The sequence below is a fragment of the Devosia sp. 63-57 genome (assembly GCF_001899045.1).
Lineage (GTDB): Bacteria > Pseudomonadota > Alphaproteobacteria > Rhizobiales > Devosiaceae > Devosia > Devosia equisanguinis.
This window is the reverse complement of sequence record NZ_MKUY01000004.1, coordinates 81,268-96,906: the sequence shown is the minus strand read 5'-3', so window position 1 is coordinate 96,906 and position 15,639 is coordinate 81,268. Positions and strand designations below refer to the sequence as shown.

General features: G+C 64.4%; 13 protein-coding genes. 7 read left to right on the top strand and 6 right to left on the bottom strand.

Features of this window, described 5'->3' with window-relative positions; translation table 11 throughout:
• Positions 1–27 precede the first annotated feature (27 nt).
• The 3 genes from BGO80_RS05620 to BGO80_RS05610 all read right to left on the bottom strand — a co-directional run bounded on the left by BGO80_RS05620 (position 28) and on the right by BGO80_RS05610 (position 1,109).
• Positions 28–528: a hypothetical protein gene (locus tag BGO80_RS05620; protein ID WP_286719804.1), complete on the bottom strand. Its 501-nt coding sequence runs from the start codon at positions 526–528 to the stop codon at positions 28–30.
• Between the two features lie 64 nt (positions 529–592).
• On the bottom strand, positions 593–769 hold the full coding sequence (locus BGO80_RS05615; protein WP_286719801.1) for a BrnA antitoxin family protein: 177 nt from the start codon (positions 767–769) through the stop codon (positions 593–595).
• A 37-nt stretch (positions 770–806) separates the two neighbouring features.
• On the bottom strand, positions 807–1,109 hold the full coding sequence (locus BGO80_RS05610) for a BrnT family toxin (RefSeq protein WP_286719798.1): 303 nt from the start codon (positions 1,107–1,109) through the stop codon (positions 807–809).
• A 270-nt stretch (positions 1,110–1,379) separates the two neighbouring features.
• On the opposite strand from BGO80_RS05610, the gene BGO80_RS05605 reads away from it, so the two are divergent.
• The gene (locus BGO80_RS05605; protein ID WP_286719796.1) at positions 1,380–4,286 is read left to right on the top strand and encodes an insulinase family protein; all 2,907 of its coding nucleotides are present in this window, start codon (positions 1,380–1,382) and stop codon (positions 4,284–4,286) included.
• A gap of 76 nt (positions 4,287–4,362) precedes the next feature.
• Here BGO80_RS05605 and hrpB read toward each other — a convergent pair whose 3' ends face one another.
• Positions 4,363–6,816 carry an ATP-dependent helicase HrpB gene (gene hrpB, locus BGO80_RS05600; RefSeq protein ID WP_286719794.1) on the bottom strand — a complete coding sequence of 818 codons (2,454 nt, stop codon included), beginning with the start codon at positions 6,814–6,816 and terminating at the stop codon, positions 4,363–4,365.
• Positions 6,817–6,974: 158 nt separating this feature from the next.
• Between hrpB and BGO80_RS05595 the strand changes: the two genes are divergently transcribed.
• On the top strand, positions 6,975–7,841 hold the full coding sequence (locus tag BGO80_RS05595; RefSeq protein WP_286719791.1) for an aldose 1-epimerase family protein: 867 nt from the start codon (positions 6,975–6,977) through the stop codon (positions 7,839–7,841).
• Between the two features lie 27 nt (positions 7,842–7,868).
• On the opposite strand, the gene BGO80_RS05590 is transcribed toward BGO80_RS05595, so the two are convergent.
• Entirely contained in the window at positions 7,869–8,543 is a 675-nt protein-coding gene (locus tag BGO80_RS05590) for a GntR family transcriptional regulator (RefSeq protein WP_126150648.1), read from the bottom strand.
• Between the two features lie 209 nt (positions 8,544–8,752).
• On the opposite strand from BGO80_RS05590, the gene BGO80_RS05585 reads away from it, so the two are divergent.
• Both BGO80_RS05585 and BGO80_RS05580 read left to right on the top strand, forming a co-directional pair.
• A complete protein-coding gene (locus BGO80_RS05585) occupies positions 8,753–10,033 on the top strand; it encodes a Gfo/Idh/MocA family oxidoreductase (RefSeq protein WP_286719789.1) in 1,281 nt (426 codons plus the stop codon).
• Between the two features lie 385 nt (positions 10,034–10,418).
• Positions 10,419–10,874, top strand: coding sequence for an Hsp20 family protein (locus tag BGO80_RS05580; protein ID WP_126150646.1), 456 nt, complete (start codon positions 10,419–10,421; stop codon positions 10,872–10,874).
• A gap of 263 nt (positions 10,875–11,137) precedes the next feature.
• Here BGO80_RS05580 and BGO80_RS05575 read toward each other — a convergent pair whose 3' ends face one another.
• Positions 11,138–12,028 carry a LysR family transcriptional regulator gene (locus BGO80_RS05575; RefSeq protein ID WP_286719788.1) on the bottom strand — a complete coding sequence of 297 codons (891 nt, stop codon included), beginning with the start codon at positions 12,026–12,028 and terminating at the stop codon, positions 11,138–11,140.
• A 93-nt stretch (positions 12,029–12,121) separates the two neighbouring features.
• Here BGO80_RS05575 and BGO80_RS05570 point away from each other — a divergent pair, with 93 nt between their 5' ends.
• The 3 genes from BGO80_RS05570 (at position 12,122) to BGO80_RS05560 (ending at position 15,489) form a co-directional block, all read left to right on the top strand.
• A complete protein-coding gene (locus BGO80_RS05570) occupies positions 12,122–12,757 on the top strand; it encodes a class I SAM-dependent methyltransferase (protein ID WP_286719787.1) in 636 nt (211 codons plus the stop codon).
• Positions 12,758–12,857: 100 nt separating this feature from the next.
• Positions 12,858–14,381 (top strand): helicase HerA domain-containing protein, encoded by a 1,524-nt coding sequence (locus BGO80_RS05565; RefSeq protein ID WP_286719785.1) that lies wholly within the window; start codon positions 12,858–12,860, stop codon positions 14,379–14,381.
• Between the two features lie 97 nt (positions 14,382–14,478).
• Positions 14,479–15,489: an alpha/beta hydrolase gene (locus tag BGO80_RS05560; protein WP_286719783.1), complete on the top strand. Its 1,011-nt coding sequence runs from the start codon at positions 14,479–14,481 to the stop codon at positions 15,487–15,489.
• Positions 15,490–15,639 lie beyond the last annotated feature (150 nt).

Here is a 15,639-nt window from a genome sequence, read left to right as displayed (position 1 = left end):
CTGCCCGGCGCCAGGCCGGGTAGCAAATTACTCCTCGCAGCGCGCCGGCAGAATGGCGTCAAGCGCGCCCGAGGCCGGTTTCATCTCGCCCTTTTCGATATGCAGCGGCTGGTAGGGCGGCGCATCCTGAATGCTCGGCTGGGCCAGCCTGAGCGTATAGCAACCGACGAATTGGCTATGCTTGCCGGCCGCATCTACCGCATCGATGGCGACGGGCAAGGTGTAATAGCTGCTGCCAGCAGCCCCCTCCTGCGACTCGTCACCGGTCAAGAGCGTCACGAATTCGGTCTCGGCATAGCCCTTCTTGAACGCCTCGTAATCTTCTGCAGCCTTGGCATCATCGGCCCGCGCCACGGCGTTCTCGCCATAATAGGACCAGGCGCGCAGATATTCCTTGCGGTTGATGGCATTGTAGAGCGACTGCACCAACGCTGCCCCAGAGGAGCGGTCATCCTGATAGCTCGGCGGCTCCTGCGCCAGGGTCGGTGTTGAAATCACCAGGGCAAGTGCAAGACAAATATAGCGCATAGGGGCCTCCGAACTGCAGCGCCCCAACCTGCCCACCCTTTGCGTCAGCATCGCGGCGAAGCGCTCATCGGCCCTGCTGCGCCTTCACATAGGCCTTGAGCACATCCTGCATGCGGGTGATGTGCCCCTTGCCCTGCTGCTTGAAAAACGCGAACACGTCCGGATCGAGCTTGAGATGCACAGACGTGGGAGATGATCTGGGAGGAACCAGAACAGCGTGCTTCCAGAATTCTTCGCCCAATTCAGGGCCCTCTGGAGCGTCTGGGTTGTGTCGAATCTCACCCCTCTCCTTCATCGCGCGGATTTCCGCGAGGGTTGATCGCTTGATATTTTGCTCGGTCACGTCGACCTCCTTTCCAGGCAGAAATGAGCCTTACCGCTTCATCTCGCTCGGTGTGTATGACGACATAACAAACGTCATCGACAAAACCGACCGACTTGTACCGAACCTCGCCGTAGTCATGGCGGAGATCGGGAATGGTCAGTGTTTCACCCTCAAAAATTAACGCAGCGATCAGAAGATCGACACCGCGCTTTTCCAGATTTGCCTGACGCTTGGCTTCATCCCACTCAAGATGCATGGATTAGCTCCGATTGATGTGGTCTTCCGCATTTTCATTCTCCGTAAAACTCAATCAATCAGCGCGGATGCCTGCGACCGATTTCGCAGAAACTTAAATGTACATTATAATGTACACAAATCAAGCCTCTGCAGGCGTGCGTCGGGATCAGATCACTCCCGTTGGCACCGCCCAGGCAAACTTGCGCGACCTGCATCGAACATCGCCCCTAGCGACGCCGCATTTGTGCACCTAGGTTAGATGCCTGAAAATCAAGAAGAGTAGCCGTCAATGTCCCACCCTGCCTTCGAGCTCGTCCGCGACGAGACCATCGCCGAGATCAATTCGCAGGCGCAGCTCTTCCGGCACAAGAAGACCGGGGCGGAGGTGCTCAGCCTCGTCAATGACGACGAGAACAAGGTGTTTGGGATCACCTTCAAGACCCCACCCGAGGATTCCACCGGCATCGCCCATATTCTCGAGCACTCGGTCCTGTGCGGCAGCGCCAAGTTTCCGGTGAAGAAACCGTTCGTGGAGCTGCTGAAGGGCTCCATGCACACCTTCCTCAACGCCATGACCTTTCCGGACAAGACCGCCTATCCGGTGGCCAGCCAGAACCTCAAGGACTTCTACAACCTCGTCGATGTCTATCTCGACGCCGTGCTGTTTCCGCTTTTGACCGAAGACACCTTCGAGCAGGAAGGCTGGCACTATGAGCTGGAAAGCCGCGACGCGCCGCTGGTCTATAAGGGGGTCGTCTTCAATGAGATGAAGGGTGTCTATTCCTCGCCCGATTCGGTGATGCACACCCTCACCCAGAATGCCCTCTTTCCCGACACCACCTATGGCAAGAGCTCGGGCGGCGATCCCAAGGTTATTCCCGAATTGACCTTTGCCGACTTCAAGCGCTTCCACCAGACCTATTACCACCCGTCCAATGCCCGTGTGGTCTTTGCCGGCGATGACCCCGCCGACAAGCGCCTGGAGCTGCTTGACGCCTATTTCAGCCGCTTTGAGCCCATCCCCGTCGATGCCGAGGTCAAGCTGCAGCCGCGCTGGAACGCCCCGCGCCAGGTCAGCGGCACCTATGCCGGCGATATCGACCCCGACAAGCGCCGTGACGGCATGGTCTCGGTCAATTGGATGCTCGAGCCGCCGCAAGGCCGCGAGGAAGTGCTCAGCCACGGCATGCTGAGCTACCTGCTCGCCGGCAATCCCGCCGCACCCCTGCGCAAGAAACTCACCGAAAGCGGGCTGGGCGAAGGCATGATCGGCGGCGGCATCTCCACCTTTCTGCGCCAGCCCATGGGTGGCTTCGGCCTCAAGGGCATCGATCCCGCCGACGCCGAAAAGGTTGAGAAACTGGTGCTCGAGACCCTGGCCGAACTGGCCGAAACCGGCTTTTCCGCCGAACAGCGGGAAGCGGCGATCAACACCTTCGAATTCAACCTGCGCGAGCAGAATACCGGCTCCTATCCGCGCGGCATGAGCTACATGTTCTCAGCCCTCGGCAATTGGCTGCATGGCGGCGACCCCCTGGCGCCGCTGCAGTTCGAAGCCGCGCTCGACGCGCTCAAGGACAAGGCCGGCAAAGGTCATTTCGAAAAGGAAATCCGCCGCCTCTTCCTCGACAATCCGCATCGCCTCACCAGCCTCTTGCAGGCCGATCCCGAGCAGGGCGCCCGCGAGGCGCGCGAGGAAACCGAAAAGCTCGCGGCCATGCGCGAAACCCTCGACGACACCGCCATCGATGCGGTGATCGCGCGCACCGAACGGCTGAAAGCCCTGCAGGAAGAAGTCGACAAGCCCGAGGATCTGGCCAAGATCCCGACGCTGACCCTGGCCGATCTCGACCGCGACATCCGTACCATCCCCACCGAGGAAAGTCGGGTGGGCGGCGTCCGCATGCTCTACCACCCGCTGCCGACCCTCGGCATTCTCTACCTCGACATCGGCTTTGACCTGCGCGTGCTCGACAAGGCCCTCCTGCCCTATCTGCCGCTCTTCGGCCGCGCCCTCTTGCAGACCGGCACCGGCAAGGAAGATTTCGTCTCCCTCACCCAGCGCATCGGCCGCACCACCGGCGGCATCGCCCAGCATCGCGCTCTCGCCACCAAACAGGATGGCAGCGGCACCGCCGCGTGGTTCTTCCTCTCCGGCAAGGCCGTGCCCGACAAATTCGGCGCCATGCTGGAGATCATGGGCGATGTGCTGCTCGACGCTCAATTGGGCAATCGCGAGCGCTTCAAGCAGATGGCGCTCGAGGAAAAAGCCGGCTTCGAGGCTCGCCTCGTTCCCGGCGGCAATGGCATTGTCGATACCCGCCTCAAGGCCGGTCTGACCGAAGCCAGCTGGGTGGCCGAACAGCTGGGCGGCGTCTCCTATGGGCAGTTCCTCAAGACCCTGGTCAAGACCATCGACAGCGACTGGCCCGCGGTCGAAGCCACGCTCCGCACCATCCGCGACCGCCTGTTCAACCGCACCCGCATGGTGGTCAACGTCACCGCCGACGAGGCGCTATGGCCGCGGGCCCAGGGGGAAATCGCCGGCTTCGTTTCGGGCCTGCCTGATGCAGCGCTGCCCGACGCCGACTGGAGCCACGCCTTTGCCCCGCGCAATGAAGGTCTGATCATCCCGGCCCAGGTCAATTATGTGGGCAAGGGCGCCAATCTCAAGGCGCTCGGCATCGAACTCAGCGCCGCCACCAGTGTGGCACTGCGCCTGCTCAACACCACCTATCTCTGGGACAAGGTGCGCGTGCAGGGCGGCGCCTATGGCGGGTCGAGCCGTTTCGACCTCACCTCGGGCAATTTCGCCTTCCTCTCCTATCGCGACCCCAACCTGCTCAAGACCCTCGACGTCTATGACGGCGCGGCCAAGGCTCTCAGGGCCGAGATCGGCGAAACCGACCTCACCCGCTCGATCATCGGCGTCTTCGGCGATCTCGACCGGCCGGAATTCGTCGATGCCAAGGGCTATTCCGCCATGTGGCGCCTGTTGACCGGCACCACCGATGCCCTCCGCCAACGCCGCCGCGACGAAATCCTCGGCACCAGCCGCGCGGATTTCCTCGCTCTGGCCGACGCTCTCGACGCGGTTGCCAAACACGGCCATGTCGTCGTCCTCGGCGGCGAAGCCGCCATCACCGCCGCCAACGAAAAACGCCCCGGCCTTTTGGAAGTCAGCAAGGTGCTTTAGGCCCGCCGCGACCTTTCAGCGCCACAAAGCCGCCCTCGGGATTGACCCGAGGGCCCTTAGCAGGTCTGCCACCGCCTCAAGTTCCGCGCGGCTTGGCCCGGCTGGTGGCCGGGGCCGCCAGCGGGTCATCGGGCCAGGGGTGGCGGGGATAGCGCCCCTTCAGATCCTTGGCGACATCCTTCCAGCTGCCGCGCCAGAAGCCGGGCAGGTCGCGCGTCGTCTGGATCGGCCGATGCGCCGGCGACAATAGGATCAACAACAGCGGCACCTTGCCATTGGCGATGCTCGGATGCCGGTCGAGCCCGAACAACTCCTGCACCCGGATCTCCAGCGCCGGACCGTTTTCGGCGGCATAGTCGATCGGCAGGTGGCTGCCCGACGGCGCATGGAAATGACTGGGCAGCAGCTTTTCGATCTCCTGCCGCTTCGCCCAAGGCAATAGCGCATCCAACGCCATACCCAGATGCTCGGCTGAAATCGCCGAAAGTTTTGTCTCGCCCACAATATGAGGCACCAGCCAAGCCGTATCAGTCGCCAGCGCCGCGTCCGAGAGATCGGGCCAGTCCCCGCCCAGCGTCTGCTGCAGGAAACTGGCGCGGGCCCGCAACGCCTTCTGCTCCTTGCTCCAGGGCAGCGTTTCCGGCCGTTTGAGCGCCGCTTCGGCCAGCAATTGCGCCGCCGCCTCAAAGTCGCTTACCGGCGCCGTGTCGTCCGCCAGCCGCAGGGCGTCGAGCCGCCTCTGCCGCCGCGCCCGCACCGAGCCGGTGGCGGCGTCGAAGGCCAGCACTGTGCGGCTTTCGATATGCGCCACGAACAGGGTTTCGAGGTCGTCGCCATCCAGCGCCACCGCCGAGCGGATGCGGCCCTGCGTGGCACTGCCGGTAAGATCGGCCACCACGATGAACGGCGACCCCGCCAGCCCATGGCCCTCGTCCAGCTGCGCCTGCCGGCCATTGGCCAGCCGAAACCGTCCCCGCGCGCCCGCCGATTGCGCCACCCGATCGGGGAAAGCCCGTGCCAGATGCTGCCCCGCCGGCAATGCCTCGCCCGTGGCGCCGCCCGCCATGCGTGCCCAGCGTCCAGCCAGCGCCCGCGCCTCCTCGGCCCGCTTGCCGCGCTCATTGCGAAACCGGTCGAGCCGGCGCGCCAGGTCGACATCATCGCCCCCTAATCCCCGCTCGCCGATCAGCACCGCCAGTTCCGCCGCGCCACGCGCATCGCCATCCTCGGCTCCGGCCATCACCATATGAGCCAGCCGAGGATGCAGCGGCATCTGCGCCAGCCCCCTGCCCGCCGCCGTCAGATGCCCAAACGCATCCACGGCATCGAGCCGGGTCAGCAGTGCCCTGGCCTCAGCCCAGGCCGGGGCCGGTGGCGGATCGAGAAAGCGCAGCGTGTCCGGGTCGGACACGCCCCAGGCCGCTAGGTCGAGCATCAGCCCCGGCAGATCGGCGGCGAGGATTTCGGGGGTGTCGAAGGCCGACAAAGCCGCCGTCTGCCCCTCGTTCCAGAGGCGTATACAAACGCCCGGACTGGTGCGCCCAGCGCGGCCGCGGCGCTGATCGGCACCCGCGCGCGACACCCGCACCGTGGCTAAGGTGGTCAGCCCTGTCGCCGGCTCATAGACCGGCACCCGACGAAAGCCGCTATCGAGCACGATCCGCACGCCCTCGATGGTCAGCGAGGTTTCGGCGATCGACGTCGCGAGCACCACCTTGCGCCGCCCCTCCGGCGCTGGCTGGATGGCGCGGTCCTGTTCGGCGGGACTGAGCTGGCCATAGAGCGGGGCGAGATCGATAGTGCCGGGCAATTGCGCAGAAAGCCGTTCGGCCACGCGGGTGATCTCCCCCTGCCCCGGCAGAAACACCAGCATCGAGCCCTCATGCTCGCGCAGTGCCCGCAATGCCGCCACGGCCACTTGGTCCTCGAGCCGCTGCAACGGATCGGGCTCGGCATAAAAGGTCTCGACCGGAAATGTCCGGCCCGGACTATCGATCACCGGCGCGGCATCGAGCAATTGCGCCACCCGCGCCCCGTCAATGGTCGCCGACATCACCAATAGGCGCAGATCCTCGCGCAGCGCCTTGGCGTCGAGCGCCAGCGCCAGGCCCAGATCGCCATCGAGGCTGCGTTCGTGAAATTCGTCGAACACCACCGCCGCGATCCCGCTCAGCTCCGGGTCATCGAGGATCAGCCGGGTAAACACCCCCTCGGTGACGATTTCAATGCGCGTACGCGCCGAGACCCGGGTTTCCATGCGCACGCGATAACCGACCGTCTGCCCCACCTCTTCGCCCAGAAGCTTCGCCATCTGCCGGGCGGCGGCGCGTGCGGCCAGCCGGCGCGGTTCGAGCACGATGATGCGTCCATCGCCCCGCCAGGGTGCGCCGAGCAGCGCCAGGGGCACGCGCGTGGTCTTGCCGGCGCCCGGCTGCGCCACCAGCACCGCACTGCCATGGCTCGCCAGCGCCTCGGCCAGCGCCGGCAGGGCAGTATCAATCGGCAAGGGCGGCAGCGGCGGCAGGCTCATGGCTTTGGCGATAGCCGGTTGCGCCAATGCCCGGCAAGGCCTATTCGGCGCGCCGCGTTCAGACACCGTTCACGACAAGGCGTACTCGGTGGTTCTCACCGGCCGGATATGGGTTTAGGCTCCGCCACGTTCAGAAACGAATCGTCCGGAGAGACGCCATGCAACTGACCCGGATCGGCAATGGCGAGCTCACCGTCGATATCGCTGCCTTGGGCGCCGAGATGCAGTCGATCCAGACCCGCGACGGCCGCCACTGGCTCTGGCATGGCGACGCCAGCTACTGGACTGGCCGCTCGCCCATTCTCTTCCCCATGGTCGGCAAGGCGCCCAACGACACGGTGACCATTGAGGGCGAACGCTACCAGATGAGCCAGCACGGCTTCGCCCGCCGCAGCAATTTCACCCTTGTTGTGGAAGAATCCGACCGCTGCATCTATCGGCTGGAGGCCTCCGAAGCCAGTCGCGCCCTCTATCCCTTCGATTTCCGTCTCGATGTCGAACATCGCGTCCATGGCCGCAGCGTCAGCGTCACCGCCGAGGTCACCAATCGCGACCATCGTCCCATGCCCTTCGGCATCGGCTTTCACCCCGCCTTTGCCTGGCCGCTGCCCGGCGCCGCAGGCCAGCCGCACCGCATCGCACTGGACAACCAGTCCGACCCCGCTTTGCACCGGCTTTCCGGCGGTCTCGTTGTCCCCGAGCAATTGCCTTCGCCTTTCGACCACGGCCTGCTGACGCTCGACCACAGCCTTTTCCGCGACGATGCCATGATCTTCCCGCAAGGGGCCGGTGCCGGCTTGCGCTATGGCCCCGAAACCGGCCCAGCCCTGCGCTTCTCCTGGGAAAACCTGCCCAATTTCGCCATCTGGTCCAAGCCTGGCGCCGGCTTTGTCTGCCTCGAACCCTGGCGCGGCACCGCTGCCGAAGTCGGTGGCTCCGATGATCTCAGCGAACGCCCCTATGCCGAAACCCTCGGCCCGGGCGCCCTCGGACGCTACCGCTTCACCGCCGAAGTCATCGGCTGACACGCCGGCCCACCTGACCGCCCGCTCCTATTCAAAAAAGTCCGGAAAATCCTCGATCGTCTGGCTGAGCAAAGTTTCGGCGCGGGCCAGATGGTCCCGCATGGCCGCTTCTGCCGCGATGGGATCGGATTTGGCGATGGCATCGGCGATCAGCTTGTGTTCGGCGATGGCGCGCTGCTTGGACGACACCCCCAGCGTCAGATAGCGCACCCGATCGAGCTGGATCTTGTGGTCGTCCACCAACTGCCAGGCATATTCGACGCCGGCCAGGCGGGCGAGCGTGCGGTGGAACAACTCGTCCAGCGCGTGAAAGCGCCGGGTATCGTCGGCGCGGGCGGCCTCTTCCTGTTCGGCGATCATCGCGGCGATGGTGTCATGCACAGCCTGATCGGGGGCGCTGGCGACCCGCCGGATGATCTCGACCTCGATGCTTTCGCGGATGAAACGGCTCTGCCGCACCCCGTCGGGGGAAATCTTCTTGATCACCGTGGCGCGCTTGGGACGGATCAACAGCAACCCCTGCTGGGCCAGGCGGATAAAGGCCTCGCGCACCGGCTGGCGTGACACGCCGAAGCGGCCGGCAATGTCGCTTTCTGAAATGACGTCGCCGGGCTTGAGCGCCATGGTGACAATGTCGTCGCGCAGGGCGTGAACCAGCCGCATGGCCATGGTCTCGGGACTGGTTTGCTGAACTGGTGTCATATGCCCTCGCTTGTGCCCTCCGCCGACGCCGACCACCGACAGATCAACCTGTCCAGCGGATTTTTGCCGGCCGCGCAACTGTACGCTGCCACAGCATCGCACGAATTGTAGAAACAACAGTACATTTCCGCAATCTTGTATGGTAGATTTCGGATCAATGCCGCCCGCCTGGGCCGGCCATCTGTCAGACCCAGACCGGAGACACTGCAATGACCAAGACCTACGCGCTCGTGGGCACCGGGGGCCGCGCCCGCATGTTCTACGAGGCGATCCTTGGACCGCATCGCGACCAGTCGCGGCTCGTCGCCCTGTGCGACACCAATGCCGCGCGCATGGATTTCACCAATCGCGTCATCTCCGGGGAATTGGGCGGCACCGCCGTGCCCACCTACAGGGCCGCCGATTTCGCCACCATGATCGCCGAAACCCGGCCGGACGTGGTGATCGTCACCTCGATCGACCGCACCCACCACCAATATATCATCGCCGCCATGGAACTGGGCTGCGACGTCATCACCGAAAAGCCGATGACCACCGATCCGGAAAAGTGCCAGGCCATTCTCGACGCGGTGGCGCGCACCGGTCGCGACCTGCGCGTCACCTTCAACTACCGCTACGCCCCGCACAATTCGGCCCTGCGCGAACTCATCGCCGAGGGCGCCATCGGCAAGGTCACCTCGGTGCATTTCGAATGGCTGCTCGACACCCGCCATGGCGCCGATTATTTCCGCCGCTGGCACCGCGACAAGCGCAATTCCGGCGGGCTCATGGTGCACAAGTCGACCCACCATTTCGACCTGGTCAATTTCTGGCTCGGCAGCCAGCCCGACACCGTCTTCGGCATGGGTGATCTCAAATTCTACGGCCGCGCCAATGCCGAAGAGCGCGGGGTCTTTACCCCCTATACCCGTACCACCGGCGTCGCCGCGGCCAAGGATGATCCCTTCGCCATCGATCTCACCGACAATCCCGTGCAGAAAGGGCTTTACTGGGACGCGGAGGCTGAAGACGGCTATCAGCGCGACCAGAACGTCTTTGGCGACGGCATCTCCATCGAGGACACGATGAATGTCATCGTGCGCTATCGCAACAAGGCGGTGATGACCTATTCGCTTTATGCCTATGCACCCTGGGAAGGCTTCAACGTCGCCATCAACGGCACCGGGGGGCGGCTGGAGCTGACGGTACACGAAAACTCCTACATCAATGCCGGTGCCGGCTCGGAAACCGAAGGCGCAGCCAAGGGCGTCAAACTCTATCACTTCCCACTGCATGGCGAGCCACGCGTCGTGCCGGTCAAGCATGGCGAAGGCGGCCATGGCGGCGGCGACAAGATCATGCTCGAGGAAATCTTCGGCGACGCCACCCCCCGTCCCGGCTATGGCGCCAATCATCGCGATGGCGCCCTCTCCATCCTCACCGGCATCGCCGCCAACAAGAGCTTCGCCACCGGAATGCCGGTCGACGTCAACACGCTGGTGCGGTTCTAGGAGGCGCCGCCCCCCAAAACAAAAAGCCAGCATGTCGAAAGGACATGCTGGCTTGGTTTTCCGTTCGGCTTCGTGCGGGGGGCGGGTGACGAAACCGATTGGGGCGTGAAGATCGGGATCGCTCTCGTCTTCACGAGATCGGTTCTAACCCCCTGCACCTGAACGCGACTGCAAGCATCTGTTCATCTGGCGTTCATCTGAAGCGGCCAGCGCAATTTTGCGCCAGCAGGCCCTCTTGAACTGCATTCGGCCTCACCTACATCTGTGTGGTCCGCCGGATAGCCGGGGACACCGGTGCCGCAAAGACAGTTTCGCCGATCAAGGGAGATGTCGAAATCGGGGCCGGGACCAACAGACCCACGTTGCTCAATTGGAGAATGTGACTATGCAGACCTTTGATTTTTCCCCCTTCTATCGCTCCACTGTCGGCTTTGACCGCGTGTTCAATCGCCTGGACACCCTGGTTGGCCAGGAAGCCAAGACCTACCCGCCCTATAATATCGAGCGCACCGGCGAGGATGCCTATCGCATCTCCATCGCGGTGGCCGGCTTCTCCAATGGCGACATCGCCATCGAGACCAAGGAAAACTCCCTGGTGATCAAGGGCGCCAAGCCCACCGAAACCGGTGACAGCAAGCGCGAATTCCTCCATCGCGGCATTGCCGAACGCGCTTTCGAGCTGCGTTTCCAGCTGGCCGACTATGTCGAGGTTCATGGCGCCAGCCTCGAAAACGGGCTGCTGCATCTGGAGCTGAAGCGCGAATTGCCCGAGAGCAAGAAGCCGCGCACCATCCAGATCAATGGCGGTACTGCCTCGATCGAAGACAAATCCGTCAACTAATCGTCCTCCCCCTGACGATAAAAGGCGCGGCCCGCAAGGGCCGCGTTTTTGTTTGTTGGCGAGCCACTGATGCCCCTTCCCTCGCCCCCCACCCGCAAGAGGGAAGGAGTTCGGCCCGTGCTTGTGGCTAGACCTTGCCCAGAACGCGATATGGCTCCTCCCCCTTCTTCAGGGGGAGGCTGGGTGGGGGTGTGCCGCCCACTCAAGCCCTCTACTGAAGTCCCGCGTGGAGAAGCGGGCAACATCATCCAGTCCGTAAACGCCTACGCCCCCAGATGCTCGGCCAGCAGGTCAAAAACCAGCCGGATGCGGGCACTGGTGTGGATTTCACGATGGGTGACCAGCCAGACCGGAATGGGCACCGGCTCCATTTCCGGCCAGACCAATTCTACGCCCGGCGTGGCCTCGGCCACCTTTTCCAGCATCAGCGCCATGCCCATGCCGCGCCGCACCCATTCCCAACCGACCGAGCCGCTATTGGTGAATGGCCGACAATTCTCCGGCCCCATTTTGGCGCCCCGCCGGTTGAGCTCGGCCAGCATCTCGCCATCGTCACCGATAAAGCCGATCAACCGGCCCCAGGCCAGCTCCTCGCCATTGCGGGGCCGCCCGAAGTGCTCGAAATAGCTGGGCGCCGCATAAAGCCGGGCCCGCGTGTCGGCGCAGCGGCGCGCCACCAGCCCATCCTGGTCCGGGCGGCCATGGCGAATGGCGATATCGGCCTCACGCCGCACCAGATCCTGCACCGCGTCGGCGGCAATCAGTTCCACCCTGAGCTTTGGCGCCCGCTCCTCCATCAGCGCCAGGAAGGGCGGCAGCACATGGGCGGCATAGAGCTCGATGGCGGTGACGCGGACCACCCCATCCATGGCCTGCGACTGTCCCGCCGCCGCCAGCGTCAGGCCATCGGCGGCTTCCCCCATGCTCCGCGCATGCTCGACCAGCAACCGCCCGGCCTCGGTCAGCACCAGGGCGCGCCCCGGCCGCTCGAACAGCGTCACCCCCAACGCGACCTCAAGCGCCGCCACCTGCCGACCCAGCGTCGGCTGCGCCAGTCCCAATTGCCGTGCGGCCGCCGAGAGCGAGCCGGCCTCCACCGTGGCCATAAAGGCCCGCACCAGGTTCCAGTCAAAATCCATGCCGCGCATTTTCATGCATTAATGCATATCGTAACTGCCTATTTATGCAATTTTCTTGTTCACGACCCGGCTCTATCTTGGCCCCGTTGGCGAAGGAGCACACAAGACATGGCCGCAAGCACCGCATTCTGGAACAATATGGCCGAGCGCTATGCCGCTTCCCCCATCGCCAATCAGGCCGCCTATGAGCGCAAGATCGAGGCAACACGCGCGCTGTTCCGTCCGGACATGGAGATCTTCGAATTCGGCTGCGGCACCGGCTCGACGGCGCTGCGCCATGCCCCCTATGTCGGCCATATCAGGGCAGTGGATTTTTCCGAGAACATGATCGCCATCGCCCACGCCAAGGCGGAGAAGGCCGGGATCACCAATGTGGATTTTGCTCAGGGCGATATTGCCAGCCTGCCGGTCGAGCGGGAGCGCTATGACATGGTGATGGGCCATTCGATCCTGCATCTCCTGGCCGATCCGCAGGCGGCGATCGACAAGAGTTTCGCCATGCTCAAGCCGGGCGGCTATCTGGTCACCAGCACCGCCTGTATGGGCTGGAGCCCCCTGGCCGTGCTCATGCCGATCGCCCCGCTGGGCCGGGCGCTGGGCAAACTGCCGCAATTGAGCTTCTTTTCCGGCAATGGCCTCGAAAAGATGCAACGCAAGGCCGGGTTCCAGATCGTCCATCGCTGGCATCCGGGTGGCGTGGCGGCAGTGTTCTTCATTGCACGCAAGCCACAGGCGCTGGCCTGAGGCTTGTGGATGGCGCACGAGTTCTGGCCGAATCGCCTCCCCTCTGTGCTAGGCAGAAGCCAGTGATCGTGATGGGCGCCAAGCGCCGGCCGGAGAAGGAATGCAGGTAGCCATCGACATGGGCGCAAGCCAGGGCAAGGGCCCGGCCTCGCTCGACCTCGAGGAACTGCTGGCCACCCGTCTCCTGGTGCAGGGCAATTCCGGTTCCGGCAAATCCCACTTGCTGCGGCGCCTGCTCGAACAGTCTGCCCCCTGGGTGCAGCAATGCGTGGTCGATCCCGAGGGCGATTTCGTAACCCTCGCCGACAAATACGGCCATCTGGTCGTCGACGCCGCCCGCACCGAGAACGAACTCACTCGCATCGCCGCCCGCGTGCGCCAGCACCGCGTCTCTGTCGTGCTCAATCTCGAAGGCCTCGACGTCGAGCAGCAGATGCGCGCCGCCGCCGCTTTTCTCGGCGGCATGTTCGATGCCGATCGCGATTATTGGTATCCGGTGCTGGTGGTGGTGGACGAAGCCCAGCTCTTCGCCCCGGCCGCTGCCGGCGAAGTCTCCGACGAAGCCCGCAAACTCTCGCTTGGGGCCATGACCAACCTCATGTGTCGCGGCCGCAAGCGCGGTCTGGCGGGCGTCATTGCTACACAGCGCCTCGCCAAGCTGGCCAAGAACGTCGCCGCCGAGGCGTCGAACTTCCTCATGGGCCGCACCTTCCTCGATATCGACATGGCCCGTGCCGCCGATCTTCTGGGCATGGATCGGCGCCAGGCCGAGCAGTTCCGCGACCTGCAGCGCGGCCATTTCGTCGCCCTGGGGCCGGCTATATCGCGCCGACCACTGCCGATCACCATCGGCACGGTGGAAACCTCGGCCCGCTCGACCAGCCCCAAGCTGACCCCGCTGCCCGAGGCGCCTGTTGATGCCGCCGACCTCATCTTCACCATGGAGCCGGACGAACTGGCCCGCCCCGTCGTGCGCCGCCCGCCGCCGCCACCGCCGCCCTCGACCAATGAACTGCTCGCCCAGGTGGCCGAAGCCCGCGCCAAGGCGCGCGCCGAAGCACCCGACGAGCCTGCCTCGCTGTTCCCGGAAATCGACGAGGCTGAGCGCGAGGCGCAGATCCAGGCGGTGATGGCTGAACTGCTGAGCGACCCCGATGCCGGCTTCCGCACCACGGCCGTGCTCTATCAGGATTTCCTCGTGCGCTGCCGCATCCGCCGCGTGCCCGGCGAGCCACCGGCTTTGCCGGCCTTCAAGCGCCTGCTGGCCGTCGCCCGTGTGGCGCCCGATGAGGAAATCGCCAGCTCCGACGGCTGGCAACAGGCCCTCGCCCTCTCGGAAACGCTGACCGATGACGTGCAGGGCGTGTTCCTCGTCATCGCCCAGGCCGCGCTCACCGGCGCACCCTGCCCGTCCGACGCCACCTTGGCCCGCCTCTACGGCACCCATTCGGCCAGCCGCGCCCGGCGCTTGCTGACCTGGTTCGAGGAGCGCGGCCTCATCGTCCTGCGCACCGATTTCCGCAACCAGCGCATCGCCGCCTTCCCCGATCTCGGCTGCGAAACCGCCCCCGGCGATCCCAACGGCCCCGACGCCCTCATCGACCACCGCGGCGCCGCCGAGTAGTCTTTGACATTTGGAGCATCGCTCCACCTCGACCCTTGCCATTTCCGCGCACCCGGCCCAAGTCTGGGCAGTGAACATCCCGACCAACGGAGCCATCATGCGCCGCACCAGCCATCCTGCCGGAACCGTCCATCGCCTCATGGTTGAGAGCCAGGCCCTCAAGGGCAATCTGCTGGGCGATCCGACCACGCGCATCGTCGATGTCTATGTGCCCCATGGTCACGACGGACGGGACCTGCCGCTCCTCGTCGATCTCGTCGGCTATACTGCCGGCGGTCCCGCCCACACCGCCTGGAAGGCCTTTGGCGAGAACGTGCCCGAGCGGCTCGATCGGCTGATCGGCGAGGGCAAGATGGCGCCCGTCGTCGTCGCCTTCCCCGATTGCTTCTCGCGGCTGGGCGGCAATCAATATGTGAACAGCCCGGTGCTCGGAAACTGGGAGGATTTCCTCACCACCGAGATGCTTGCGGAAGTCGAGCAGAAGTTCGGCTGCGGCGGCAGCGGTCGGCGCGGCGTCTTCGGCAAGAGCTCGGGCGGCTTCGGCGCGCTGATCCACGCCATGCGCCATCCCGATATCTGGTCGGCTGCCGCCAGCCATTCCGGCGATGCGGGCTTCGAGAACCTTTACCTGCCCGAATTCCCCAACACCCTGCGGGCACTGGCCAAATTCAACTATTCCATCGAAGCCTGGATGAGCGCCTTCGAGGCAAAACCCAAGCTTGACGGCAAGGACACCATGCTGCTGATGATCCTCGCCCAGGCCGCCAGCTTCGATCCCGATCCGAACCCCGAAACCTTTCTCGGCCTGCGCCTGCCGGTGACCAATGACACCTGCGAGCTGATCGAGGACCGCTGGGCCAATTGGCTCAAATGGGACCCGGTGCGCATGGCCGAAACCCAGGCCGCCGCCATTGGCACGCTCAAGGGCTTCTATCTCGAATGCGGCACCGAGGATCAGTACAACATCCTCTATGGCACCCGCCGCCTGCATCGCTTGCTCGACCAGCAGGGCATCGTCCATCGCTACGAGGAATTTCCCGACAACCATTCGGGCGTCGACTACCGCATGGACCTCAGCCTGCCCTATCTGGCAGCAGCGCTGAGCTAGGTGATATCACCCTAAGGTGGACCTCTGGTCGCTTTCGCCTCCCGCCCCCTTGAAGGGCGGGCTATCGCATATGGTCTTGATCTCTGATCCCACACGAGCGGCAGCGCAGCTCGGCGCTTCGTGTCGCACGGCGTTCCCCATCCACCGTTA